A 23,435-nucleotide genomic window follows, 5' to 3' on the forward strand; every position below is an offset into this window, starting at 1 on the left:
AGGGAGGATGGCGTGATGCGAGCTGTGGTCTACACCGAGAGTGGCGACGCGTCGGTGCTCGAGCTGGTCGAGCGGGATCCCGCGGAGCCGGGTCCCGGTGAGGTGCGCGTACGGATCGTGCGGGCCGGGGTCAACCCGACCGACTGGAAGTTCCGCGCCGGAGGCATGGGAGAGCTCGCCTTCCCGGAGATCGTGCCCGGCCAGGACGGCGCGGGCGTGGTCGACGCCGTCGGGCCCGGCGTCACGGACCTCGCCGTGGGCGACCGGGTCTGGACGATGCTCGCCCAGCACACCCGTCCCGGGGGCACGGCGCAGGAGCAGGTCGTCCTGCCGGTCCGCAACGTGACGGTGCTGCCCGAGGGCGCGTCGTACGACCTCGGTGCCTCGCTCGGCGTCCCGGCGGTGACCGCCCACCGCGCGCTGACCACGTCGGAGGGCGGTCCGACGCGGCTCGCTCCCGGCGCCCTCGCCGGGCGCACCGTGCTCGTCGCCGGCGGGGCCGGCGCCGTCGGCAACGCGGCCATCCAGCTCGCCCGGTGGGCGGGTGCCACGGTCGTCAGCTCGGTGAGCAGCGACGAAAAGGGCGCCCTCGCGACAGCGGCCGGCGCGCACCACGTCGTCGACTACCGGCAGGTCGACCTCGTCGATGCGGTCCGCGGGCTGGCGCCGGACGGGGTCGACCTCGTCGTGGAGGTGGCGCCCGCGCAGAACCTGCGCAAGGACGTCGCGCTGATCAGGCCCCGCGGGACGATCGCGATCTACGCCAACAACGGCGGCGACGAGATCACCCTGAGCGTCCGCGAGACGTTCTCGACCAACGCGCGCTTCCAGTGGGTGCTGCTCTACACCGTCGGCCACGACGCGCTGCGGGCAGCGGCCGAGGACGTCACGGCGGCCGTCGCCGACGGGGCGTACGGGGTCGGCGAGGAGCACGGGCTGCCGCTGCACCACTACCCGCTCGAGCAGACGGCCGACGCCCACGCGGCGGTCGAGGCCGGTGCCGTCGGCAAGGTGCTGGTGGACGTCGCCGACGCCTGAGGGCGCTGGCCCCGCCCTGGTCGTCAGCCCTGCGCGGCGTACGCCTGCGCCCGCTCGCGATAGCCCGCGACGTTGCGGGCGATCGACGCGACCTCCTCGTCGGTCGTCTCGCGGCGCACCTTGGCCGGGACGCCGGCGACGAGCGACCGCTCGGGGACCTGCATGCCCTCCAGCACGACCGCGCCGGCGGCGATGATCGAGCCGGAGCCGATGTGCGCGCCGTTCATCACCACCGCGCCCATGCCGACCAGCACGCCGGGCTCGATCGTGCAGCCGTGCAGCACCGCGCCGTGCCCCACCGCCACGTCGCCGACGAGGGTGAGCGGGAAGCCCGGGTCGGCGTGGAAGACGCAGTTGTCCTGGACGTTGCTGCCGGCGCCGACGGTGATGCGAGCGCCGTCGGCGCGGACGATGGCCCCGAACCAGATGCTGACGTCGTCCTCGACGACCGCATCGCCGATCACCGTCGCGGTGGGGGCGAGCCAAGCGGTGGGCGCGAGGTCGGGAGCGTGCTCACCGAGGGGCAGGATGACGGCCACAAGGCCTCCAGGGTGTCGAGGGTCGGACGTGCGTGCGTAGGGCTCATCCTCGCGGCTTCGTCGTGCGCTGGACGGAGCCGGTCCCGAGGGTCAGCGCCCCCGGCCATCATCCTCCCGCTGACGCTGGCGGAACGCCCGGACGGCGGCATTGATGGTGGCGAAGCCGCGCACCGGCCCCTCCGGCTCCAGCAGGTCGACCCGCCGCAGGCGTCGCACGACGTCGTCGTTGGCCCGGGCCACGGCGACCACCTCGATGCCCAGGCCGTCCAGCCGCCCGAGCAGACCGGTGAGGGTGTCGAGGGCGGTGGCGTCCAGGGCCCCGACGCCTTCGAAGTCCAGCACCAGCCACTCCTCGGCGCCGGGGTTGGCCTCCAGCACGTCCAGGACCCGGGCCGCGAAGCGGTCGGCGTTGAGGAAGAACAACGGAGCGTCGAACCGGTAGACCAGCAGGCCGGGCTCGGGGACGGCCTCCGGGTGCGCGTCGACCTCCACCCAGCCGTCGAGCTCCGGAGCGTCACCGAGGATCGCGTCGTGCGGCCGGGCGATCCGGCTCAGGGCGACCACGATGGAGAGGCTGACCGCGACGAGCACGCCGACCAGCACGTCGAAGACGATGACGCCCAGGGTGGCGACCACGGCCAGCAGGGCCTCCTGCCTGCTGGCGCGCCACAGGGCGCGATAGCCCGGGACGTCCAGGATCGCGATCGCGGCGGAGACGATCACCGCCGCCAGCGCGGCGCGCGGGATCTCCCCCAGCACCGGGCTGAGCAGCACCAACGTCGCGACCACCAGCCCGGCGGCGACCAGCGAGACCACCTGGGTGCGGCTGCCGAGGGAGGCGGGCACGGCGGTGCGGCTGGCGGACGAGGACACCGGGAAGCCCTGGGAGAGACCGGAGGTCAGGTTGGTCAGGCCCAGGGCGAGCAGCTCCTGGTTGGGCTCGACGCGGTAGCCGAGACGGTCGGCGATGGACCGGCCGGTGAGGACGTTGTCGGTGAAGCCGACCAGCACGATCCCGACCGCCACCGGGAGCAGGCTCACCAGGTCCGCCCAGCCGACGTCGGGGAGCCCGGGGGTGGGCAGCCCCTCGGGAATGGCGCCCACGACGGGGACCATCGGCTCTGCACCCGAGACGAACCAGACGAGCGCGGTCGCCAGCGCGACCGCGAACAGGGCACCGGGCCAGGCCGGGGCCAAGCGTCGCAGGACCAGCACGAGCACGAGGGTGGCGGTGCCCAGGGCCAGCGTGGCGGGGTCGACGCCGCCCAGCTCCCTGACCATCTCGGCAACCCGCGGGAAGAAGCGGTCCGCCTCGATGGCCAACCCGCTGAAGGCCGCGATCTGGCTGCTGAGCAGGGTGAGGCCCACCCCGGTGATGTAGCCGACCAGGACGGGCTTGGAGAGCACCGAGGCGATGAATCCCAGCCGCGCGGCCGCGCCGAGGATCGCGATCGCGCCGACCACCAGCGCGAGCGCGGCCATCAGCGCGACGTAGCGGCCCGGGTCCCCGGCGGCGATCGCGCCCACGCCGGTGGCGGCCAGGATCGCGGTGCCCGGCTCGGGCCCGACGCCGAGGTGCCGGCTGGTGCCCACCAGGGCATAGACGACCAGCGGGGCCAGGACGGCGTAGAAGCCGTACTCCGGTGGCATGCCTGCCAGCTCGGCGTAGGCCATCGACTGCGGGATCAGCATCGCCCCGACGGTGGCGCCGGCCACGAGGTCGGGGCGCAGCCAGCCCCGCTGATAGCCGCGCAGCACGGCGAGCCCGGGGACCAGGCCCTGCAGCCGGGGCCGCTGCCTGCTCGGGGACACGATCCTCACGCTAGTGCACCGGAGGGTCGCCGCAGCGGGCTCCTCAGGTTGGTGAGTGGTGTGGCACCAGCCGGGCGCGAACCAGTTCTCCGGTGACCACATCGGAGTCGACGGTGCAGGGGCCTTGCTGGGCGGGATGATGGAGGCCGGCGATGGAAGCTTCCAGCTCCTCGTGACCGGGCCCGCGATGGTCAACGGTGACCTGGTGGCGATTCCCGTGCGCTTCCGGTCGCCGCGGGACGCTGTCGATGGACATGGCCGGCGTCGACATGCTGCGGACTGCCGCACGACGAGCACCATGAAGGCAGTTCACGCGCCTGGTCCCGCGAGCCACGCTCAGCGAGCCGCCGTGGGCCTCGAACTGCCTGCATGATGTCGCTCATCGAGGGCCCTGCCCGCCTCGCGGACCCTGCTGGTGCCGAAGTAGCACCCGGCTTCTGTAGGCCTCCAGGGGCTCGAACCCTGAACCAACGGATTAAAAGTCCGCTGCTCTACCAATTGAGCTAGAGGCCCGGGGTGAGGCCGTCGATCCGACGACCCGTCCGGACCCGCACGCCTCACACTCCTGCCACGCATCCTGTCAGAGCAGGACGGACCGACGCCTCGGGGGCTCCGCGCTCGGGTGCCCCTCGAGCCCGGTCCGGCGGACCGGTCGCGTCGTCCCTGGTCCAGCGACACAAATTGGGTATATCCGCAGATACCGTCAAGATTCGGTCAAGTGCCGTCGAATCCAGTGTTAGCGTGACGCGGTACCTGTCTAGACCTCCGGGCGCTGCGAGCCGGTTTCGCCGCCGCCGCCCCGGGGGGTGACAGCCAGGACGTCGGGCCCTGCGGGGCACGGGTCCTGGGGACGCTGGCGTGCGCCCATTTTCTTGGTGGTGCGTCGGAAACGTCCCGGGGGGCGGTCGCGGCACGAGCCCCTAGGCAACCGACAGCACATTGGAGAGTCCCCCGCAATGAAGTCCCACCTCACTGGCGCGCGCTCGGCGCGTCCCGCGACGGTGTTCTCGCTGCTAGCCGCCATCACGGCCGCAGTGATCGCCTTGCTCCCTCACGTCCTTGCCACCGCGGCTCCCGCGGCCGAACGGAGCGCTCCGTCCTCGTACGGCATCTGGTCCGACTCGACCGTCCCCCCGGTGCCGTCCTCCGACGACACGAGGAGCGTCACCCTCGGCCTGGTGTTCAGCAGCGCCACTTCCGGCCGGCTCCGCGCGGTGCAGTACTACGCCGCGGGTGCCAACCGCGTCGCCACGACCGGTGACGTGTGGAACGGTGCCGGCCGCCGCATCGCCTCCGTCAGGTTCCCCGCGACCGCGACCGACGGCTGGAAGACCGCGTCGCTCAACTCGTCCGTACGGATCCGGGCGGGTGAGAAGTACACGGTCTCCTACCGCGCACCCCGCGGGCGCCACGCGATGGAGGCCGGCGTCTTCGACAACGGCGCGACGTTGTCCGCCAAGGAGCTGACCGCCCATCGCGGCACCTTCGGCTTCGGCACTGGTCGACCCACCGAGACCTCGAGGGGCTCGCACTACTTCATCGACGTCCTCTTCGCTCCCTCGAGCACGACGTCCACCCCGGTCCCCAGCCCGGCCCCGACGACGACCTCGAGCCCGACGCCGACGCCGACCCCGACGACCACCTCGAGCCCGACGCCGACCCCCACTCCGACGACGACCTCGACCCCGACGCCGACCCCGACCCCGACCCCGACGCCGACCCCGACGCCTGCCCCGGAGCCCGGCGGCGTGCCCACGCCGGGCGACTTCCCGACCCGCACGTCTGTCGGCCCCGCAGTCGAGCCGACACAGGCGTACGCCGGCGACTGCTACTTCGCTGCTGACGAGTCCGGCACGATCATCGACGGCAAGATCGTCGACTGCACATCCTCAGGAGTGAGGTTCGCGGAGGATGCCCAGGGCATTGTCTTCCGCAACAGCATCATCCGGGGAGGCATGCTCACCCCCGGCGTTGGTGATGCGGGCGGCGAGGGTGCTCGTGCGCCGATCTTCACCGTCGAGGACTCCAAGATCATCCAGGACACCAGCCTCGCATCGTGGCCCGACCGTGCCCTGTACGGCTCTCACTACACAGTGAAGCGGTCGCTGGTGCAGGGCTCCCACTCGGGCGTCGGCGCACACACCAACGTCACCCTCGTCGGGAACTTCATCACGACCGACGGCACCGACACCCACTCGTCGGGTGTGCGAATGCTGAAGAACAGCGTCCTGAGGGGCAACACGGTCACCTGCAAGCCGGTCACCGCCGGGAACAACGACTGCTCGGCACACGCGGTGTTCTACCGTGAGGCGATCAGCGGGGCCCCCTCGCCTGCTTTCAACTTGACCATCGAGGACAACTACTTCAAGCGTGGGGTGACCAACGGTGGTGCGGACGGCGGGCCCTACTTCGGTGTCCGGTTCGCCGGGTGCACTGGCTACGGCTTCACCGACTGCACCGGCATCACGTTCACCGGCAACCAGTTCTCTCTCGGCGAAGGCACCGACGGCGGGGAGTTCCCCTTCTACGGCGGCAACACGTGGGCCAACAACACGTGGACTGACGGAGAGCCTGCTCTGTCCAACACTGTTCGCTAGGAGAAGCCATGCCCAACACCAAGCCCGTGCCGCCCCCGGCGGCTGCTCGGCCCACGCTGTGTTCTGCCGCGAGAGGCTGGACGGAACGCCTGCGGCTGCGTTCAACCTGACGATCGAGGGCAACTACTTCAAGCGCCGCACGCCAACTACGTGAACATCAGCTTCACGGGCAACCTGTTCGACCGAGGTCAGGGCACGGACGGGGGCGAGTTCCCCACCTACGGCGGGAACGTCTGGTCCGCCAACTGGTGGACCGACGGCGTGCCCGCGTCGTCCGGCGAGGCGCGCTAGGGAGGTCTCGGGCCGGGACGGGCGAAGGCCCGTCCCGGCTCAGCCCTGCGTGTCACCCGCCGGCGGCGCCCGAGTCCTCGAGCCTCTCCGCGAGAGCGCTCGCGGTGAGGCTGTTGTCGATGTGCGAGACCATCAGCGCCGACGCCCCGGCCGCGTCTCCGGCGACGACCAGCCTGACCAGCTCGTGGTGCTCCTCGAAGTCGCGGGTGCGGTCCTCGCCGCCCGGCGGCAGCTGGAGCCCGACCCTGCGGTAGCGGTCGGACTTGTCCCACAGGTCGTCGAGCATCCGCACCATCACCTCGTTGCGCGAGGCGCAGTAGAGCGCGCGGTGCACCTCGCGGTGCGCCGCCAGGGCGCTCTCTCCCCATCGGCGGGTGACCGGCCGGAGCCGCTTCAGCGCGGCCTGCATCCGGGCGACGTCCTCGTCCGTACGCCGCTCGGCCGCGAGCGCGACGGCGGCGGGCTCGAGGGCACGCCGGGCCTCCAGCAGGGCGCGCGCGTCGGCCAGGTCGAGCTCGGCGACGCGCGCGTTGCGGTGGGTGTCGAGCAGGATCCAGCCCTCCCCGCTGAGCCGGCGTACGGCCTCGCGCAGCGGCGTGATGCTGATGCCGAGGTCGGCTGCGAGGTCGTACTGCGCCAGCTTCGAGCCCGCTGCGAGCGTGCCGTCGAGGATCCGCCGGCGGATCAGGGCGTACGCGACGTCCGCCTTGCTGGTGAACACGGGGTCCGGCATGGCGGGATCTTATAAGACGAGTTGGTGAGAGGTTGCACCCCGAGGTACGGTCCGGATCTCACATCTTATAAGACCCGGAGGAACCATGAGGATCGTCTCCGCCCACGAGGGCGTCATCCCGATCAGCTCGTCCATGAGCAACGCCTTCATCGACTTCTCGACAATGGACTGCTCGGTGCTGGCGCTGGTGAGCGACGTCGTCGTCGACGGGCAGCCGGTCGTCGGCTACGGCTTCAACTCCAACGGCCGCTACTCGGCCGGCGAGATCCTGCGCCGCCGGATCCTGCCGCGCCTGCTGGAGGCCGACCCCGACGGCCTGCTCGACGCGGACGGGGGCCTGTCGCCGAGCGCGGCGTGGGACGTGGTGATGCGCAACGAGAAGCCCGGCGGCCACGGCGAGCGGTCCGTCGCCGTCGGGGTCGTCGACATGGCGCTGCACGACCTGGCCGCCAAGGTCGCCGGCGTCCCGCTCCACCGCTGGATCGCGGACCACTACGGCGACGGCGGGTCGGACGAGTCCGTCTTCGTCTATGCGGCCGGCGGCTACTACGCGCCCGGCAAGACCCTCGGTGACCTCCAGGACGAGATGCGCGGCTTCCTCGACGCGGGCTACGAGGTGGTCAAGATGAAGATCGGCGGTGCCGACCTCGCCGAGGACCTGCGGCGCATCGAGGCCGTCATCGAGGTGCTCGACGGCGACGGCTCGCGGCTCGCGGTCGACGTCAACGGTCGCTTCGACCTCGACACCGCCCTGGCCTACGGCCGGGCGATCGACCCCTACGGCCTGTTCTGGTACGAGGAGGTCGGCGACCCGCTCGACTACCACCTCAACGCCACGCTCGCCGAGCACTACCGCGGCCCGATCGCCACGGGGGAGAACCTCTTCTCGCTCCAGGACGCGCGCAACCTGGTCCGCTACGGCGGCCTGCGGCCCGACCGCGACTGGATCCAGGTCGACCCCGCGCTGAGCTACGGGCTCGTGGAGTACCGCCGCATCCAGGACATGCTCGCCCAGCACGGCTGGTCCTCGCGCCGCTGCATCCCGCACGGCGGCCACCAGTTCTCGCTGCACATCGCGGCCGCGCTCCGCCTCGGCGGCAACGAGTCCTACCCCGGCGAGTTCCAGCCCACCGGCGGGTTCGCCGACGACGCCGTCGTCGAGGGAGGCCGGGTCCGCCTCGACGACCGTCCCGGCATCGGGTTCGAGGGCAAGGCGGCCTTCCACCGGGTGCTGCGCGAGCTGCACGCCTGACGGCGCGGCCTAGGGTGTCCGGGTGAAAACGCTCGTGGAGATCTGCCTGGAGGACGTGGGCGGCGCGGCCCTGGCCGCCGCCGCCGGCGCGGACGCGCTGGAGGTCTGCGCCGGCCTGGCCGACGGCGGCACGACGCCCACGCTCGGCTTCGTCCGGCACTGCGCCGACGCGGCGCCGGGCCTGGAGGTCCGGGTGCTGGTGCGAGCCCGGCCGGGTGACTTCGTCCACTCGCCGCAGGAGGTCGAGGTCATGGCGGCCGACATCGGGGCGACCCGGGCCGCGCTCGGCGCGTCGGCCCGGCTGGGCTTCGTCATCGGCACGCTCGAGCCGGACGGCACGATCGCCGCCGACGCCGTACGCCGCCTCGTGGCCGCCTGCGCGGATGCACCCGTCACCTTCCACAAGGCCTTCGACTCGGTGCCCGACAAGCCGGCGGCCCTGGCGCTCCTCGCCGACCTCGGCGTCACCCGCGTGCTGACCTCCGGCGGCCCGGGGCCGGCGCTGGACCACCTCCCCGAGCTGGCCGACCTCGTGCGCCGCGGTGGCGACGAGGTGCGGATCGCGGTCGGCGGCGGCGTACGCCCGGCCAACGCCGCGCGGATCGTGGCGGAGACCGGCGCGCGCGAGGTGCACCTGCGCGCTCCCGGCACGGTGACGCCCGCCGGGGTGTCCGCGGGCTACGACGACGGCCGCCGCAGCGTGACGAGCGCCGACGTGCTCGCCGAGGTGATGTCAGCGCTGGGTCGCTGACCCGAGGTGCCAGGCGCACTCACGGCAGCCCGTTCGCGGACTGTTCACCGGCATGTGGATCTCGACCGGTGACGACGCGCGATTTGTTGGTATCGTTGGCCGTGCAACAGGTGCAAGTTCCAGCAGGTAGACGCCCGCGGAGTTTGTGATCCAACGGCGTTTGTTCTTCGGGCCCTGCCAGCTCGTGAGTCTCAAGCGGCGTGTCACCGCATCTGGTGCGGGTCGCCGAGGTGGCGACTCCCGCCCCTACAGAGGAGTAACGAGCACCATGGCTCAGGGCACCGTTAAGTGGTTCAACGCCGAGAAGGGTTTCGGCTTCATCGCGCAGGAGGACGGCGGCGACGACGTCTTCGTGCACTACTCGGCCATCCAGAGCAACGGCTACAAGTCGCTGGACGAGAACCAGAAGGTCGAGTTCGACGTCACCCAGGGCCCCAAGGGCCCGCAGGCGGAGAACGTCCGTCCGCTCTGATCGGCTGACGCTGGACTGAGTTCCAGATCTGATCGCGAGTCCGGCCCTACCCCATAACGGGGTGGGGCCGGGTTCGTTTTCGAGGCAGACTTGACACGTTCGGGTCATTTCGCAGGCCGCCGCTGTCAGTCAGACTTGACCCGGACGCCTAGCATCGAATGATCCGGGCGACCGTTCCAGGAAGAAGGAGGGTGACGACGTGCACGACCAGTTCGACGTGACCCTCGAGGACGGTGACCTCCTCGGCGAGGTGGAGCTCACCACCACGCTGATCATCGCCGCGAGCGAGTCCGAGGACCACCTGTCCCAGGATGAGATCGATCGTCTCCTCGGGGTCACCCCGCGCAAGCCGCAGGACTAGCAGCCCGCCTGCCGCTCAGCAGGTCGCGAAGAGCACCGGGCCGCTGGTGAGCTCGGACAGGACGTACGCCCCCTCGACGGGGCGCAGGTCCAGCACCACCTCGCGGCCCTCCGATCCCGCCGCCTCGACCGTGAACCGGTCGGTGAAGTCCCCGCCCTTCCCGGGCGCCGGGCCGGCGGCCAGCCGGGCGCGCGCCTCGGCGTCCGCCGCGGCGTCGTCCGCGTCCTCCAGCTGCAGCACCGCGCGTACGTCGCCACCGGGCAGCCGACCCAGCGCGTAGCCGGTGAGCGGGCGGACGGTGCCGGCCGCCTCCACGAGCTGGTCCGCCTCGGCCTGCGCGTCGTCGTCGGCCTGCGCCATGGCGAGCTGCTCGCAGGCGTACGCCCCGTCGTACACGGCGGCGGCGAGCGGCTCGTCCAGCGCCGCGGCGAGGTCGATCAGCTCCTCGGGGTCGTCGTCGCCGAGCTCGTCGAGGACCTGCTCGAGGTGGGGCGCCTGGTCGGAGGTGAGGACGAGTCCGTCGTCGGCGAGCAGCGCGACGTGCTGGAGCTCGGGGGTCAGCATCGAGCCCGCGCCCGCCAGCACGTCCGGTCCGCCGACCCACACGCCGTCCGCCTCCTCGGGCTCGGTCCAGCCCAGCTCGGCGAGGCGGTCGGCGACGGCGTCGAGGTCGACGTCGTCGTCCACCCCGAGCACCTCCACGGCGCCGGTGCCCGACTGGGCGAAGAGCTCCCAGGAGACGCTCGCGGGGGAGAAGCCGAGCCGCTCCTCCATGACGCCGGCCGAGGTGCCGAGCGCCGACATCGGGGACAGGTCGGCGTCGAAGGCGTCGGCCATGAAGGCGTCCACCTCCTCGGCCGAGGCGCCGGCTCCGACCTCGGCGCCGAGCTCCCGGCGTACGCCTGCCCAGTCGGTCCAGGAGAAGCGGGTGGTGTCCGCGGGCACGAGCGACATGGCGCGCTCGAGCGGGGTCTCGGGGCTGAGCAGGCGCCACCCGACGACACCGCCGAGGAGCAGCAGGAGGACGGCGGCGAGCGCCGGCAGCGCGTGCGTGGCCGCACGCGGGACGACACGTTGTGGCACAGGGCTCCTCGCCGGTCGGGGTGGGTGTGACACTACTTCCATGGAGCCCCGCGACGTGCGCGCTGCCGGTGCCGTGGTGACCCGCAAGGGCGGGGAGGTGCTGCTCGTGCACCGCCCCAAGTACGACGACTGGTCCTTCCCCAAGGGCAAGCTCGACCCCGGCGAGCACACGGTCACGGCCGCGGTGCGCGAGGTGGCGGAGGAGACGGGGCTCGACGTACGGCTGGGGCCGGCGCTGAGCCTGCAGCGCTACCGGCAGTCCAACGGCCGGTGGAAGTCGGTCGACTACTGGACCGCGCGCGTGGTGGGCAGCGACGACGTCTCCGGCTACCGCGCCAACGACGAGATCGACGCCGTCGAGTGGGTGCCGTGGAAGGACGCCGTGCGCCGGCTGACCTACCCCTACGACCGCGACACCCTGGCCGAGTCGCGCCCCCTGCGCCGCCGGACGCGGGCGCTGGTGGTGCTGCGCCACGGCAAGGCGCGCTCGCGGGGCGCATGGAAGAAGGACGACCGCCTGCGCCCCCTCGTCCAGCTCGGCGAGACGCAGGCACAGCGGCTCGTGCCGCTGCTGGCCGCGTTCGACGTGACGGTGGCCCACTCCTCCCCCAGCACCCGCTGCGTGCAGACGGTGGCGCCGTACGCCGAGGTGACCGGCTGGCCGGTGAAGCTCCACGACGAGCTCAGCGAGGAGGGCGCGACGGTGGACGGGGTCGTGGAGGTCGTCGACGCCCTGCTCGACGGTGGGGAGAGCGCCGTGCTGTGCACCCACCGACCGGTGCTGCCGACCGTCCTCGACGCGCTGCGCGTGCCGGAGGTGAAGCTGGAGCCCGGCGGGATGCTGGTGGTCCACCACCGCAAGGGCCGGGTCGTGGCCTCGGAGCAGCTCCAGCCCTGAGCGGCTTGTAGAGCCGATTCGAGGGCCGCGTCAAGGGCGCCCGGCCGAGTTCATGTGATCGTCGTCTCACGCCCGGACGGGTGATGCCAACCGGTCCGACCGAGTTCACCGCCCGTTCACCGACGGCGACGTGGTCGTTCTCCTGACGTGCCTACCTTCCTCATCGTCAGCACACACGAAGACCTTTCAGGAGCATCGAAGTGAAGCGCACTTCTCACCGCTGGACCATCGCCTCCGGGGCAGCCGTCCTGGCCCTCACGCTCGCCGCCTGCGGCGGCGGCGACGCCGGCGCGTCCGAGGACGGCTCGGCTGCCAGCGGCACCGTCGCCGTCGACGGGTCCTCCACCGTCGAGCCCATGTCCAAGGCGGCCTCCGAGCTGCTCTCCGAGGAGAACCCCGACGTGCGCGTCACGGTCGGCGCTGCCGGCACCGGCGGCGGCTTCGAGGTGTTCTGCCAGGGCCAGACGGACATCTCCGACGCCTCGCGGCCGATCGAGGAGGACGAGGTCGCCGCCTGTGAGGAGGGCGGTGTCGAGTACACCGAGCTCCAGGTCGCCACGGACGCGCTGACCGTCGCCGTCCACCCCGACCTCGCGGTCGACTGCATCACCTCCGAGCAGCTCGTCGAGCTCTTCGGCCCCACCTCCGAGGTCACCAACTGGAGCGACCTCGACCCGAGCTTCCCGGACCAGGAGATCTCGTTCTTCATCCCGGGCACCGACTCCGGCACCTACGACTACATGGCCGCCGACGTCGTCGCGGACGAGTCCGAGGAGCTGCGCAAGGACGTCGAGTCCTCCGAGGACGACAACGTGCTCGTCCAGGGCATCTCCGGCACCGAGGGTGCGGTCGGCTTCTTCGGCTACACCTACTACGAGGAGAACCAGGACTCGCTCAAGGCGCTGTCCATCGACGACGGCAACGGCTGTGTCGAGCCGTCCGCCGAGACCGCGCAGGCCGGCGAGTACACCCCGCTGTCCCGCCCGCTCTTCATCTACGTCAGCAACTCCTCGTACGCCGACAACGCGGCGACCAAGGAGTACGTGGACTTCTACATCGAGAACCTCGAGACCATCGCCGAGGCCGCGAAGTACATCCCGCTGAGCGAAGAGCTCTACGGTGAGACCCAGAGCGCCCTCGAGGGCCTCTCCTCCTGACCGGAAGAGTCGTCACCTTTCCATGAGCAGCAACAACACTGCCGGCGCAGGCCCGTCCCTCGGGGCGGGCCTGCCCGGCGCTTCCGTGAACCTGGGCCGCAAGCCGCGCCCGGGCGAGACCGCGATCAAGGCCGTCCTGTTCGTGTCGGCGATGCTGTCGGTCGCCATCACGGTCGGGATCCTCGTCGCCCTGGTCGAGCCCGTCATCCACTTCTTCGCCGAGGTGCCCTTCGGGGAGTTCTTCTCCTTCGACGAGGGACAGCGCTTCGCCGTCTTCCCGCTGATCACCGCCACCCTGATGACGACCGCGATCGCCCTGCTGGTCGCCGTCCCGCTCGGTCTCGGCGCTGCCATGTACCTGTCGGAGTACGCCTCACGGCGAGCCCGCAAGTACCTCAAGCCGACCGTCGAGCTGCTGGCCGGCGTACCGTCCGTCGTCTACGGCTTCTTCGCCGTCATGTTCGTCACCCCGACCCTGCTGCAGGACTTCCTCGGTCTGGGCGTGGGTTTCACCAACGCCCTGGCCGCCGGCCTGGTGCTCGGCGTGATGATCATTCCGACCATCGCCTCCCTGGCCGAGGACGCCTTCTCGGCTGTGCCGCAGGCCCTGCGCCAGGGGTCGTACGCCATGGGTGCCAACCGGATGCAGACGACCCTGCGCGTCGTCCTGCCCGCAGCCCTCTCCGGTGTCGCGGCCGCGATCGTGCTGGGCCTGTCCCGGGCGGTCGGCGAGACCATGATCGTGGCGCTCGCGGCCGGGTCGCAGAAGAACTTCAGCCTCAACCCCCTCGAGGGCATGCAGACCATGACGGGCTTCATGGCGACCACGGCGGGCGGGGAGAACCCCGTCGGCTCGACCTCCTACAACACGCTGTTCGCGGTCGGCCTGACGCTGTTCGTCATCACGTTCGTGATCAACATGGTCAGCATCGCCCTCGTCCGTCGTTACAGGCAGGCCTACTGATGAGCGTCGCAACCGCCACCGCCCGGGACACCGTCCGCATCGCGACCGGCAGGAGCCGTGAGCGGAGCGTGGGCTCGCTGGTCTTCCTGGGGCTGCTGTGGTTCTCCCTCTTCTTCGGCGTGATGGTCCTCGTCGTGCTGATCACCGACACCGCCATCGCCGGGTCGGGTCGCTTCGACTCGGCGCTGGTCACGGGCTACGACTCCACCCTCTATCCCGAGCGCACGGGTTTCCGCGCCGGCATCCTCGGCAGCCTGTGGCTGATGCTCTTCACGGCGGTCATGGCCGTGCCCCTGGGCATCGCCGCGGCGGTCTACCTCGAGGAGTTCGCCGACTCGACCCGGTGGTACAACCGGATCATCGAGGTCAACCTGCAGAACCTCGCCGCGGTCCCGTCGATCGTCTACGGGCTCCTCGCCGTGGCCGTCATGGCGCTGATCGGCATCGAGCGCAAGGGCATCGTCCTCGGCGGCGCGATCGCCCTCGCCCTGCTCATCCTCCCGGTCATCATCATCACGACCCGCGAGGCGGTCCGCGCCGTGCCCGAGGAGATCCGTCAGGGCTCGCTCGCGCTCGGCGCCACCACGTGGCAGACGACGTGGCGGCAGGTGCTCCCGTCCGCCGTCCCGGGCATCGCGACCGGCACGATCCTCGGCCTCTCGCGCGCGATCGGGGAGGCGGCGCCGCTGCTGATGCTGGGCCTCGCCTCGTCGGTGCGCTTCGACCCCGAGGGCATGATGAGCCCCATCACGGCGCTGCCCATCCAGATCTACGGCCTGAGCTCGAGCTCGCAGCAGGCGTTCCAGGACGCTGCCTCGGCAGCCATCATCGTCCTCCTGGTGATGATCCTGAGCCTCAACGGGCTGGCCATCTTCATCCGCAACAAGTTCCAGCGATCCTGGTGAGAGAGACTGACGACATGGCTTCAGCCACTTCCTCCGACACGTTCCCCCAGATGGGCTCGCTCGGCGAGGTCCACGTGAGTGCCGACCGGCGTCTCCCGGACTCGCCGGTCAACCCCGTCATGGAGACGCGTGACCTCAACGTCTTCTACGGCGACTTCCACGCCGTGCACGACGTCAACCTGGCCTACGGCCGCCACGAGATCACCGCCATGATCGGGCCGTCCGGGTGCGGCAAGTCCACGGTCCTGCGCTGCCTCAACCGGATGAACGACCTGGTCGCCGGCGCGCACGTCGAGGGCGAGGTGCTCTACCACGGCCAGGACATCTACCAGAAGAACGTCGACCCGATCGCGGTGCGCACCCAGATCGGCATGGTGTTCCAGAAGCCCAACCCGTTCCCCAAGTCGATCTACGACAACATCGCCTACGGCCCCCGGGTCACTGGCATGAAGGTCGACAACATGGACGACCTGGTCGAGGAGGCGCTGCGCGGCGCCGCGCTCTGGGACGAGGTGAAGGACAAGCTCAAGCAGTCGGCGTACGGCCTCTCGGGCGGGCAGCAGCAGCGCCTGTGCATCGCCCGTACGATCGCGACGAAGCCCGACGTGATCCTGATGGACGAGCCGTGCTCGGCTCTCGACCCGATCGCCACCGCCCGCGTCGAGGACCTGATGCTCGAGCTGCGCAACGAGTACACGATCATCGTCGTGACCCACAACATGCAGCAGGCGGCCCGCGTCTCGGACCGTACGGCGTTCTTCACCGCGCGCCCCGACGAGACCACCGGCAACCGCACCGGACTGCTGGTCGAGTACGACCTCACGTCGACGATCTTCTCCAACCCCAACGACAAGCGCACCGAGGACTACATCTCGGGTCGCTTCGGCTGAGGTCGATGCGGGTCGGGGTGGTCGGGTACGTCCTGGTGGTTCGATCGGGGGTTTGATCCACCAGGGCGTTCCCGGCCACCCCGACATCTGAGGACGCGGTGGTCGTGAATCGGGGCCCCGACGTTCATCCTGTCCTCAGATATCCGCAGCCCCGCCCGGGGGCAGGGACGGTTGTGGATGACGCGAGCACGGGACGACCGGTTCGGCCCACGATGCAGTCGTGGACTCGGACACCAGGACGGCAGGCGCCTGGCCGGCGTGTGGGATCGGCCCGCGTGAGGGCCTGCGGCCGGGCGTGCGGTGGCCGTCGCGCCGAGACCCGCTCGGCGTCGACGGGCCGACCTCATGGGGTACGCGGTCCGGCGAGTGGCGGCGGTGCGGGAACAACCTGTGGGTGCCGGCATCGGTCGATGCCGGCGACACCGCGCAGCGCATCGTCGAGGCGGCGGCGCTTCTCCCGGGATATGGCGGGGTGACCGGGTGGGCCGGGCTCTTCTGGCTCGGCGGCGTCTGGTTCGGCGGGACGGGACGCGGCGATGTGCTGAGGCCCGTTCCGGTCGCGGTCAGCAGCGGCAACCGGATGCGGCCGCGCGTCGGCTTGGAGGTGTCGCAGGAAGTCATCGCCCCGCGGTACGTCCTACGAGACGGTGGAGTGCGCGTCACGGAACCGCTGTGGAGCGTCGCCTACGAGATGCGCTACGCCACGGACGACCAGGCCGCAGTCGTGGCCTTCGACATGGCAGCCTTCAACGACCTCGTCTCCATCGACGAGCTCGCCGCCTACATCGACACAGACCTCGTCGCCCGGCGTGGGATCGAGCGTGTACGCCGGGTGCTGCCGGAGCTCGATGAGAACTCGTGGTCGCCGATGGAGCCGGTGCTGAGATGCGTGTGGAAGGAGGAGATCGGTCGACCCCGCCTCCTGATGAACGTGCCGGTCTTCGATCGGAGCGGCCGCTTCGTCGGCACACCAGATGTCATCGATCCGGCCGCGGGGGTCTACGGGATGTACGACGGCGGACTCCACCTCGCCGGCAAGGTGCGCCACGCCGACGTCGCGAAGGAAGCTGCCTACCGCCGACTCGGTCTGGAGGGCGTCACGATGATGTCCGGCGACATCGCTGACACAGACCCCTTCCGCATGCGACTGCGCGACGCGTACGCCCGGGCAGACCGCCGCCCGGCGTCGCAGCGCGAGTGGACGCTCGAGACCCCGAAGTGGTGGCGGGACACCACCACTGTCGCTGCTCGCCGCGCGCTGTCGTCGTACGAGAGGAGGCGCCTGTTTGCCCATCGGCAGCGGGCCGCCTGATCGACTCCCCGTCCGACATATCTGAGGACGTGGTGGACGGGAATCGGGGTTCCAGACGTTCAGGACGTCCTCAGATATCGAGCGGGCGGGGGCGGCCGCGGCAGCCGGAGACCCGTCAGGGGAGGAAGATCCGCGCGATCCAGTAGCAGATCGCGGCGGCGAGGGCGGCGGCCGGGAAGGTCAGCACCCAGGCGGTGAGGATCGACTTAGCCACGCCCCAGCGCACCGCGGAGAGGCGCTTGGTCGCGCCCACGCCCATCACCGCGGAGGTGATGGTGTGCGTGGTCGAGATCGGGGCGCTGAAGCCGTACGCCGTGGTGTAGAGCACCGAGGCGGCGACGGCCTCGGCCGCGAACCCACGCGGCGGGTCGAGGTGGATGATGCGCCGACCGAGCGTACGCATGATGCGCCAGCCGCCGGAGTAGGTGCCGGCGGAGATCGCGGCGGCCGCGGCGATGATGACCCAGAGCGGGAGCGGGTCGTCGGCGGTGACGTAGCCGCCGGCGAGCAGCGCCAGGAAGATCACGCCCATCGTCTTCTGCGCGTCCTGGAGGCCGTGGCCGAGCGCCATCGCGGCCGCCGAGATCGTCTGCGCGATCTTGAAGCCACGGTTGGCGCGGCTGGGGTTGGCGCGGCGGAAGAGCCACATGATCACCACCATCAGCACGAAGCCGAGGGAGAAGGCGACGATGGGGGAGACGAACATCGGGATGACGACCTTCTCCAGCACGACGTTCCAGTTGGCGGTCGCGCCTGCGGCGACAGCGGAGCCGACGAGGCCACCGATGAGGGCGTGCGAGGACGACGACGGCAGGCCGTAGTACCAGGTGATCAGGTTCCAGGTGATGGCGCCGAGGAGGCCGCACATCACGATCACCAGGGCGTGACTGCCGGTGCCGGGGTCGATCGTCTCGGAGACGGTCTGGGCGACCTTCTGGCCGAGGAAGGCGCCGACGAAGTTCATGACGGCGGCCATGGCCAGGGCGACGCGAGGCTTGAGCGCGCCCGTCGAGACGGACGTCGCGATTGCGTTGGCCGCGTCGTGGAAGCCGTTGGTGTAGTCGAACACCAGGGCGACGACGACCACGGCAATGATGATGCCGATCTCCATCAGTCTTACGACTCCTTGACGGCGATCTGCTCCACGATGTTGGCGACCTTCTCGAAGGCATCGATCGCCCCCTCGAGGGACTCCACGATGTCCTTCAGCTTCAGGACCTCGAGCGCCTCGTAGTCACCGCTGAAGAGGTTGGCCAGGATCCGGCGGTAGGACTTGTCACCGGTGTTCTCGAGACGGTTGATCTCGATCCAGTACTCGTCGAGCTTGCCCATCGACTCCAGCTGCGGCATGGCCTCGGCGGTGAGCTCGGCGCAACGCTGCAGCACCTCCACCTGCTGGGTGGTCTCGGCGGGCAGCGAGGTGACCTCGTAGAGCAGGACGAGGTCGACGGCCTCGTCCATCATGTCCATGACGTCGTCGAGCGCCGAGGCGAGGTGGTAGATGTCCTCGCGGTCGAACGGGGTGACGAACGTGCTGTTCACCCGTCGGATGATCGAGTGGGTGGTCTCGTCTGCGGCGTGCTCGGCCTCGCGCATGCGCTGGGCGATCTCAGCCTTGGAGTTGCCGTCCGACAGCATCTCGTTGAGCAGCTGGGAACCGACGACGAGGTGGTTGGCTGCCTCGCTGAAGAGGTCGTAGAACGAGCTGTCGACAGGGCGGAACTTCAAACGCACGGTGAACTCCGAACGGGGGGCGGATGAACCGTGGTTCATGCTAGGGGGTCAGCCGCCCAACGGCGCAAGTTGCGGCGTACGTCGCGGGCGGGTGTGACGCGGGGCTCAGCGGTCGGCCCCGCGCTGGCTCAGCGCCCGCCCAGCGCTGCCTCAGCGGCGACGGGCGCGCTGGCGGGCGATCAGCTCGTCCTGCAGGTGGCGCTCGCCGTGGTGCAGGCGCCACTCGGCGTCCGACCCGAGCTCCCACGCGGTGGTGCCCGGGTCGAGCGCCAGGTCGAGCAGCGCCGCCACCTCGGCGACGACGTGCGGGTCGCGCAGGCGTACGAGCACCTCCACGCGGCGGTCGAGGTTGCGGTGCATCATGTCGGCCGAGCCGATCCACGCCGACGGCTCGCCGCCGTTGTCGAACCAGAACACGCGGCTGTGCTCGAGGAACCGGCCCAGGATCGAGCGCACGCGCACGGTCTCGGACAGGCCGGGTACGCCGGGGCGCAGCGCGCAGATCCCGCGGATCAGCAGCTCCACGCGCACGCCCTCCTGCGAGGCGAGGTAGAGGGCGTCGATCACCGCCTCGTCGACCACCGAGTTGGCCTTGATCCGGATCCCGGCGGGCCGGCCGGCCTGGTGGTGGGCGATCTCCTGGTGGATCTGCGCGACCAGGCCGTCGCGGACGTTGTGCGGGGCGACGAGCAGGTGGTCGTACGTCCGGTTGCGGCTGATGCCAGAGAGGTTGTTGAAGAGCAGCGCGACGTCCTCGCCGATCTCCTGGTTGGCCGTGAGCAGGCCGAGGTCCTCGTAGAGGCGGGCGGTCTTCGGGTTGTAGTTGCCGGTGCCGAGGTGGACGTAGCGACGGATGCCCTCGGGCTCGTCGCGCACCACCATCGACAGCTTGCAGTGGGTCTTGAGGCCGACGAGGCCGTAGACGACGTGGCAGCCGGCCTGCTCGAGCTTGCGGGCCCAGCGGATGTTGGCCTGCTCGTCGAAGCGCGCCTTGATCTCCACGATCACGAGGACCTGCTTGCCGGCCTCGGCGGCGTCGATGAGCGCCTCGATGATCGGGCTGTCGCCGGAGGTGCGGTAGAGGGTCTGCTTGATCGCGAGGACGTGCGGGTCGGCGGCGGCCTGCTCGAGGAAGCGCTGCACCGACGTCGCGAACGAGTCGTAGGGGTGGTGCAGCAGGACGTCGTGGCGCGACACCGAGTCGAAGACGTCGACGGGGGAGGACGACTCGACCTCGGCCAGGCTCGGGTGCGTGGTCGGCAGGAACGCGGCGTACTTGAGGTCGTCGCGCGGCAGGTCGGCGATGGAGTGCAGGCCGGTGAGGTCGAGGGGTCCGGGCAGCGACACCACCTCGTCGCGGCCCACGCCCAGCTCGGAGACCAGCAGCTCGAGGACCTTGGGGTCCATCGACTGCTCGACCTCGAGGCGTACAGGGGGCCCGAAGCGCCGCCGCTGGAGCTCCTTCTCGAGCGCCTTGAGCAGGTTCTCGGCGTCGTCCTCCTCGACCTCGAGGTCCTCGTTGCGGGTCACCCGGAAGGTGTGGGCGCCGAGCACGTCCATGCCAGGGAAGAGCTTCTTGAGGTGCTCGCCGATGACGTCCTCGATGGGGACGAACCGCTGGTTGCCCAGCCCGACGAAGCGACCGAACGTCGGCGGCACCTTGACCCGCGCGAAGTGCTCGGTGCCGGTCCCGGGGTGGCGGACGACGACGGCGAGGTTGAGCGAGAGCCCGGAGATGTAGGGGAACGGGTGGGCCGGGTCGACGGCCAGCGGCGTGAGGACCGGGAAGATCCGGTCCCTGAAGAGCTTCTTGCAGACCTTCTGCTCGTCACGGTCGAGCTCGGACCAGCGCAGGATCTCGATGCCGTGCCCACCGAGCTCGGGCAGGAGGTCGACCAGGGCCTGGGCGTGGCGCTCCATCAGCTCGCGGCTGCTGCCCCAGAGCCGCTCGAGCTGCTCGCGCGGCATCAGTCCGCTGGCGGCGCGTACGGCGACCCCTGCGGCGATCCGGCGCTTGAGGCCGGCGACGCGCACCATGAAGAACTCGTCGAGGTTGCTGGCGAAGATCGCGAGGAAGCGGGCCCGCTCGAGCAGCGGCAGGTCGGGGTCCTCGGCGAGCTCGAGGACGCGCTGGTTGAAGCGCACCCACGAGATCTCCCGGTCGATGAAACGGTCGTCGTACTTCTCCACGGCCTCGATCGCCGCGGCGTCGGGCGTGTAGGGGGGCTCGACGTCGAAGGTGTCGGTGGGATGCCCGAACGGCTCGGCCACGGGGCCCTCGTCGACCGACGGCGAGACAGCGCTGGTGAGGGTGGCCGGGTCGTTCATGGGCCAAGTCTGGCACCGGAAGGTGAACGGGTCATGACCTTGCCGTCAGTAGACCAGCGCCTGGACACCCTCGCCCAGCACCTGCTCGGCGAACACCGCCGCGCCGGCGATCGTCACGCCGTCGCGCAGGTCGCCCTCGACAATCCCGCGCCGGGCCGCGCACTGCGAGCAGACAATGACCGTGCCGCTGGTGAGGACCGCGGCCATCAGCTGGTCGAGGGGCGTGGCGAGGTCGAGGTCGAACTCCTCCGCGCGACCCGGGACGCCGAACCACGCGGCCTCGCCGGTCAGCCAGAGCGAGACCTCGGCGCCCGACGCGGCGGCGGCCGCGGAGACCGTGAATCCCTGGTTGCAGCGCTCGGCGTCCTCGGCACCGCAGGTGACCTTGACGACCAGTGATCGAGCCATGCCCTCACATTAGAGTGACGCCCATGCCCTTCGAGCTGCCGGACAACCTCCACCCCAACTGCGGCCCCGTCGCGTGGCTGCTCGGCACCTGGCGCGGCAACGGCCACGGTGACTACCCGACGATCGAAAAGTTCCACTTCGGCCAGGAGCTGATCTTCACCCACGACGGGCGACCGTTCTTCCACTACATGTCACGCGCGTGGCTCGAGGACGAGGACGGCGAGTTCATCCGCAACGCCGCGATGGAGACCGGCTTCCTGCGCTGCCCCGAGCCCGGCAAGGTCGAGCTGCTGCTCGCGCACAACATCGGCTTCTCGGAGATCTGGTACGGCGCGGCCGAGGGCGGCAAGCTCGAGATGCACACCGCGGGCGTCGCCTTCACCGAGACCGCCAAGGAGGTCACCGCCGGGTCCCGGATGTACGGCAACGTCGACGGCGACCTGCTCTACGCCTACGACATGGCCGCGGTCGGCCAGGAGCTCCAGCCGCACACCTGGGCGCGGCTCCAGCGCGCCTGATGGACATCCCATGAGCGACGACCTGGCGGGCCGGCTGCGCGAGCAGGGGCTGCGGCTGACCCCGCAGCGCGAGCTGATCCTGCGCGCCGTCGAGGAGCTGCGGCACGCGACACCCGACGAGGTGCTCGCCCACGTGCGCGCCCAGGTGAGCTCGGTCAACGCCTCCACCGTCTATCGCACGCTCGAGGTGCTCGAGGAGCTCGGGCTGGTGCGCCACACGCACCTCAGCGACCGCGCGCCGACGTACCACTCCACCCTCGAGCACGAGCACGTCCACGTCGTGTGCCGCAGCTGCCACTCCGTACGCTCCTACGACCCCGTCCTCGTCGAGTCGCTGGTCGCGGCGCTGGGCGAGGACGGCTTCTCGGTCGACGTCGGGCACCTGGCGATCTTCGGGACCTGTGCGGAGTGCTCGGCGGCGACCGGTTCACCCGAACCGACCTAGACTCGGGGCATGGCCAGCCCCCTCCTCGCCCTGCCCGGGGCCGTCGCCGGTGACGGCATCGACGCCCCGGTGGCCGCCCACTACGGCTCCTTCAACACCGAGCAGCGCAGCCTCGCCGCCGGCGACGGCTTCGTCGACCTCTCGCACCGCGACGTGGTGCGGATCGCCGGCCCCGACCGGCTGTCCTGGCTGCACAGCCTCACGACCCAGTTCTTCGAGGGGCTCGCCCCCGGCACCTGGACGCAGGCGCTGGTGCTGAGCCCGCAGGGCCACGTCGAGCACGCCTTCACCGGCGTCGACGACGGGGAGTCGTTCACCGCGCACACCGAGCCCGGCGCCGGAGCGGCCCTGGTGGAGTGGCTGGAGCGGATGAAGTTCATGACCCGCGTCGAGATCTCGCTCGTCGACGACCTCGCCGTGATGTGGCGCCCGGGCGAGGGGATCGGCCGCTACGACCTCGTGCCCCGCGACCGGCTCGAGGCGTACGCCGCGGCAGCCGGACCGGCCTGCGGGCTCTGGGCGTTCGAGGCGCTGCGCATCGAACGCGGCGAGCCGCGGCTCGGGATCGACACCGACCACCGCACGATCCCCAACGAGGTCGGCTGGATCGGCCCCGCCGTACACCTCGAGAAGGGCTGCTACCGCGGCCAGGAGACGGTCGCCCGCGTGCACACCCTGGGCCGGCCGCCGCGCCGGCTGGTGCTGCTGCACCTCGACGGCTCGGAGAACCGGCTGCCCGCCGCGGGCTCGCCCGTGTCGTACGACGGGCGCGACGTCGGCTTCGTCGGCTCGAGCGCCCGCCACCACGAGCTCGGTCCGATCGCGCTCGCCCTGGTCAAGCGCAACGTCCCGGTCGAGGCCACCCTCACCGTCGACGAGATGCCCGCCGCGCAGGAGGTCGTCGTCGACCCCGAGGTCGGCCTGCACGTCCGCCCACTGCGCTGAGG

24 protein-coding genes and 1 tRNA gene are annotated in these 23,435 nt (G+C 70.8%); 16 read left to right on the forward strand and 9 right to left on the reverse strand.

The annotated features are described in order from the left end of the window. Positions 1 to 15 precede the first annotated feature (15 nt). Entirely contained in the window at positions 16 to 1,038 is a 1,023-nt protein-coding gene (locus AC57BS_RS10430; RefSeq protein ID WP_496411375.1) for an NADPH:quinone reductase, read from the forward strand. Between the two features lie 23 nt (positions 1,039 to 1,061). Here the strand turns inward: AC57BS_RS10430 and AC57BS_RS10435 are convergent, their stop codons facing one another. From AC57BS_RS10435 to AC57BS_RS10445, 3 genes are all read right to left on the reverse strand, one after another. Beyond that, positions 1,062 to 1,577, reverse strand: coding sequence for a gamma carbonic anhydrase family protein (locus AC57BS_RS10435; protein ID WP_496411376.1), 516 nt, complete (start codon positions 1,575 to 1,577; stop codon positions 1,062 to 1,064). A 90-nt stretch (positions 1,578 to 1,667) separates the two neighbouring features. Then, positions 1,668 to 3,389: a SulP family inorganic anion transporter gene (locus AC57BS_RS10440; RefSeq protein ID WP_496411377.1), complete on the reverse strand. Its 1,722-nt coding sequence runs from the start codon at positions 3,387 to 3,389 to the stop codon at positions 1,668 to 1,670. Between the two features lie 440 nt (positions 3,390 to 3,829). Further along, positions 3,830 to 3,902: transfer RNA gene (locus AC57BS_RS10445), tRNA-Lys, on the reverse strand. Between the two features lie 443 nt (positions 3,903 to 4,345). Here AC57BS_RS10445 and AC57BS_RS10450 point away from each other — a divergent pair. Both AC57BS_RS10450 and AC57BS_RS10455 read left to right on the forward strand, forming a co-directional pair. Next, positions 4,346 to 5,986, forward strand: a complete 1,641-nt coding sequence (locus AC57BS_RS10450; protein WP_496411378.1) for a DUF4082 domain-containing protein — start codon at positions 4,346 to 4,348, stop codon at positions 5,984 to 5,986. A gap of 150 nt (positions 5,987 to 6,136) precedes the next feature. Next, a complete protein-coding gene (locus AC57BS_RS10455) occupies positions 6,137 to 6,277 on the forward strand; it encodes a hypothetical protein (protein ID WP_496411379.1) in 141 nt (46 codons plus the stop codon). A gap of 52 nt (positions 6,278 to 6,329) precedes the next feature. Here AC57BS_RS10455 and AC57BS_RS10460 read toward each other — a convergent pair whose 3' ends face one another. Beyond that, positions 6,330 to 7,010 (reverse strand): GntR family transcriptional regulator, encoded by a 681-nt coding sequence (locus tag AC57BS_RS10460; RefSeq protein WP_496411380.1) that lies wholly within the window; start codon positions 7,008 to 7,010, stop codon positions 6,330 to 6,332. Positions 7,011 to 7,095: 85 nt separating this feature from the next. On the opposite strand from AC57BS_RS10460, the gene AC57BS_RS10465 reads away from it, so the two are divergent. The 4 genes from AC57BS_RS10465 (at position 7,096) to AC57BS_RS10480 (ending at position 9,846) form a co-directional block, all read left to right on the forward strand. Beyond that, the gene (locus tag AC57BS_RS10465) at positions 7,096 to 8,262 is read left to right on the forward strand and encodes an enolase C-terminal domain-like protein (protein ID WP_496411381.1); all 1,167 of its coding nucleotides are present in this window, start codon (positions 7,096 to 7,098) and stop codon (positions 8,260 to 8,262) included. 22 nt (positions 8,263 to 8,284) lie between these two features. Beyond that, entirely contained in the window at positions 8,285 to 9,013 is a 729-nt protein-coding gene (locus tag AC57BS_RS10470) for a copper homeostasis protein CutC (RefSeq protein ID WP_496411382.1), read from the forward strand. Positions 9,014 to 9,281: 268 nt separating this feature from the next. Then, complete coding sequence (locus tag AC57BS_RS10475; RefSeq protein ID WP_056598399.1) at positions 9,282 to 9,485, forward strand: cold-shock protein; 204 nt, start codon at positions 9,282 to 9,284, stop codon at positions 9,483 to 9,485. 199 nt (positions 9,486 to 9,684) lie between these two features. Next, positions 9,685 to 9,846, forward strand: coding sequence for a hypothetical protein (locus AC57BS_RS10480; protein WP_496411383.1), 162 nt, complete (start codon positions 9,685 to 9,687; stop codon positions 9,844 to 9,846). 15 nt (positions 9,847 to 9,861) lie between these two features. Here the strand turns inward: AC57BS_RS10480 and AC57BS_RS10485 are convergent, their stop codons facing one another. Then, the gene (locus AC57BS_RS10485; protein WP_496411384.1) at positions 9,862 to 10,929 is read right to left on the reverse strand and encodes a hypothetical protein; all 1,068 of its coding nucleotides are present in this window, start codon (positions 10,927 to 10,929) and stop codon (positions 9,862 to 9,864) included. 40 nt (positions 10,930 to 10,969) lie between these two features. Between AC57BS_RS10485 and AC57BS_RS10490 the strand changes: the two genes are divergently transcribed. From AC57BS_RS10490 to AC57BS_RS10515, 6 genes are all read left to right on the forward strand, one after another. Then, positions 10,970 to 11,827 (forward strand): NUDIX hydrolase, encoded by an 858-nt coding sequence (locus tag AC57BS_RS10490; RefSeq protein ID WP_496411385.1) that lies wholly within the window; start codon positions 10,970 to 10,972, stop codon positions 11,825 to 11,827. A gap of 200 nt (positions 11,828 to 12,027) precedes the next feature. Beyond that, entirely contained in the window at positions 12,028 to 12,984 is a 957-nt protein-coding gene (locus AC57BS_RS10495; protein WP_496411386.1) for a PstS family phosphate ABC transporter substrate-binding protein, read from the forward strand. 22 nt (positions 12,985 to 13,006) lie between these two features. Further along, complete coding sequence (pstC, locus tag AC57BS_RS10500; RefSeq protein ID WP_496411387.1) at positions 13,007 to 13,948, forward strand: phosphate ABC transporter permease subunit PstC; 942 nt, start codon at positions 13,007 to 13,009, stop codon at positions 13,946 to 13,948. After that, positions 13,948 to 14,853, forward strand: a complete 906-nt coding sequence (gene pstA / locus AC57BS_RS10505) for a phosphate ABC transporter permease PstA (RefSeq protein WP_496411388.1) — start codon at positions 13,948 to 13,950, stop codon at positions 14,851 to 14,853. The genes pstC and pstA overlap by 1 nt, the downstream gene beginning before the upstream one ends. Before the next feature lie 119 nt (positions 14,854 to 14,972). Next, the gene (pstB, locus tag AC57BS_RS10510; RefSeq protein WP_224745454.1) at positions 14,973 to 15,743 is read left to right on the forward strand and encodes a phosphate ABC transporter ATP-binding protein PstB; all 771 of its coding nucleotides are present in this window, start codon (positions 14,973 to 14,975) and stop codon (positions 15,741 to 15,743) included. A gap of 220 nt (positions 15,744 to 15,963) precedes the next feature. Continuing rightward, positions 15,964 to 17,055 carry a hypothetical protein gene (locus AC57BS_RS10515; protein ID WP_496411389.1) on the forward strand — a complete coding sequence of 364 codons (1,092 nt, stop codon included), beginning with the start codon at positions 15,964 to 15,966 and terminating at the stop codon, positions 17,053 to 17,055. Positions 17,056 to 17,170: 115 nt separating this feature from the next. On the opposite strand, the gene AC57BS_RS10520 is transcribed toward AC57BS_RS10515, so the two are convergent. The 4 genes from AC57BS_RS10520 to AC57BS_RS10535 all read right to left on the reverse strand — a co-directional run bounded on the left by AC57BS_RS10520 (position 17,171) and on the right by AC57BS_RS10535 (position 21,525). Then, positions 17,171 to 18,166 carry an inorganic phosphate transporter gene (locus tag AC57BS_RS10520; protein WP_496411390.1) on the reverse strand — a complete coding sequence of 332 codons (996 nt, stop codon included), beginning with the start codon at positions 18,164 to 18,166 and terminating at the stop codon, positions 17,171 to 17,173. A gap of 5 nt (positions 18,167 to 18,171) precedes the next feature. Beyond that, entirely contained in the window at positions 18,172 to 18,789 is a 618-nt protein-coding gene (locus AC57BS_RS10525) for a DUF47 domain-containing protein (RefSeq protein WP_496411391.1), read from the reverse strand. A 150-nt stretch (positions 18,790 to 18,939) separates the two neighbouring features. Beyond that, positions 18,940 to 21,117 (reverse strand): RNA degradosome polyphosphate kinase, encoded by a 2,178-nt coding sequence (locus tag AC57BS_RS10530; RefSeq protein WP_496411392.1) that lies wholly within the window; start codon positions 21,115 to 21,117, stop codon positions 18,940 to 18,942. 45 nt (positions 21,118 to 21,162) lie between these two features. Next, positions 21,163 to 21,525: a DsrE family protein gene (locus AC57BS_RS10535; RefSeq protein WP_496411393.1), complete on the reverse strand. Its 363-nt coding sequence runs from the start codon at positions 21,523 to 21,525 to the stop codon at positions 21,163 to 21,165. Positions 21,526 to 21,548: 23 nt separating this feature from the next. Between AC57BS_RS10535 and AC57BS_RS10540 the strand changes: the two genes are divergently transcribed. The 3 genes from AC57BS_RS10540 to ygfZ are packed head-to-tail and all read left to right on the forward strand — an operon-like array spanning position 21,549 to position 23,433. Continuing rightward, complete coding sequence (locus tag AC57BS_RS10540; protein WP_496411394.1) at positions 21,549 to 22,043, forward strand: heme-binding beta-barrel domain-containing protein; 495 nt, start codon at positions 21,549 to 21,551, stop codon at positions 22,041 to 22,043. A 10-nt stretch (positions 22,044 to 22,053) separates the two neighbouring features. Continuing rightward, positions 22,054 to 22,488, forward strand: a complete 435-nt coding sequence (locus AC57BS_RS10545) for a Fur family transcriptional regulator (RefSeq protein ID WP_496411395.1) — start codon at positions 22,054 to 22,056, stop codon at positions 22,486 to 22,488. A gap of 9 nt (positions 22,489 to 22,497) precedes the next feature. Beyond that, positions 22,498 to 23,433 (forward strand): CAF17-like 4Fe-4S cluster assembly/insertion protein YgfZ, encoded by a 936-nt coding sequence (gene ygfZ / locus AC57BS_RS10550; protein ID WP_496411396.1) that lies wholly within the window; start codon positions 22,498 to 22,500, stop codon positions 23,431 to 23,433. Positions 23,434 to 23,435: the final 2 nt, after the last annotated feature.

It is taken from the genome of Nocardioides sp. BGA-UO-ETr-FS32, assembly GCF_059567905.1.

What these genes read in the sequence shown, in the direction of transcription:
- AC57BS_RS10475 (WP_056598399.1), top strand. Translation starts at nt 9,282, where the DNA reads ATGGCTCAGGGCACCGTTAAGTGGTTCAACGCCGAGAAGGGTTTCGGC.
- AC57BS_RS10530 (WP_496411392.1), bottom strand. Translation starts at nt 21,117, where the DNA reads ATGAACGACCCGGCCACCCTCACCAGCGCTGTCTCGCCGTCGGTCGAC.
- AC57BS_RS10520 (WP_496411390.1), bottom strand. Translation starts at nt 18,166, where the DNA reads ATGGAGATCGGCATCATCATTGCCGTGGTCGTCGTCGCCCTGGTGTTC.
- AC57BS_RS10535 (WP_496411393.1), bottom strand. Translation starts at nt 21,525, where the DNA reads ATGGCTCGATCACTGGTCGTCAAGGTCACCTGCGGTGCCGAGGACGCC.
- AC57BS_RS10545 (WP_496411395.1), top strand. Translation starts at nt 22,054, where the DNA reads ATGAGCGACGACCTGGCGGGCCGGCTGCGCGAGCAGGGGCTGCGGCTG.
- AC57BS_RS10450 (WP_496411378.1), top strand. Translation starts at nt 4,346, where the DNA reads ATGAAGTCCCACCTCACTGGCGCGCGCTCGGCGCGTCCCGCGACGGTG.
- AC57BS_RS10540 (WP_496411394.1), top strand. Translation starts at nt 21,549, where the DNA reads ATGCCCTTCGAGCTGCCGGACAACCTCCACCCCAACTGCGGCCCCGTC.
- pstC (WP_496411387.1), top strand. Translation starts at nt 13,007, where the DNA reads ATGAGCAGCAACAACACTGCCGGCGCAGGCCCGTCCCTCGGGGCGGGC.
- AC57BS_RS10460 (WP_496411380.1), bottom strand. Translation starts at nt 7,010, where the DNA reads ATGCCGGACCCCGTGTTCACCAGCAAGGCGGACGTCGCGTACGCCCTG.
- ygfZ (WP_496411396.1), top strand. Translation starts at nt 22,498, where the DNA reads ATGGCCAGCCCCCTCCTCGCCCTGCCCGGGGCCGTCGCCGGTGACGGC.
- AC57BS_RS10430 (WP_496411375.1), top strand. Translation starts at nt 16, where the DNA reads ATGCGAGCTGTGGTCTACACCGAGAGTGGCGACGCGTCGGTGCTCGAG.
- AC57BS_RS10490 (WP_496411385.1), top strand. Translation starts at nt 10,970, where the DNA reads ATGGAGCCCCGCGACGTGCGCGCTGCCGGTGCCGTGGTGACCCGCAAG.
- pstB (WP_224745454.1), top strand. Translation starts at nt 14,973, where the DNA reads ATGGAGACGCGTGACCTCAACGTCTTCTACGGCGACTTCCACGCCGTG.
- AC57BS_RS10465 (WP_496411381.1), top strand. Translation starts at nt 7,096, where the DNA reads ATGAGGATCGTCTCCGCCCACGAGGGCGTCATCCCGATCAGCTCGTCC.
- pstA (WP_496411388.1), top strand. Translation starts at nt 13,948, where the DNA reads ATGAGCGTCGCAACCGCCACCGCCCGGGACACCGTCCGCATCGCGACC.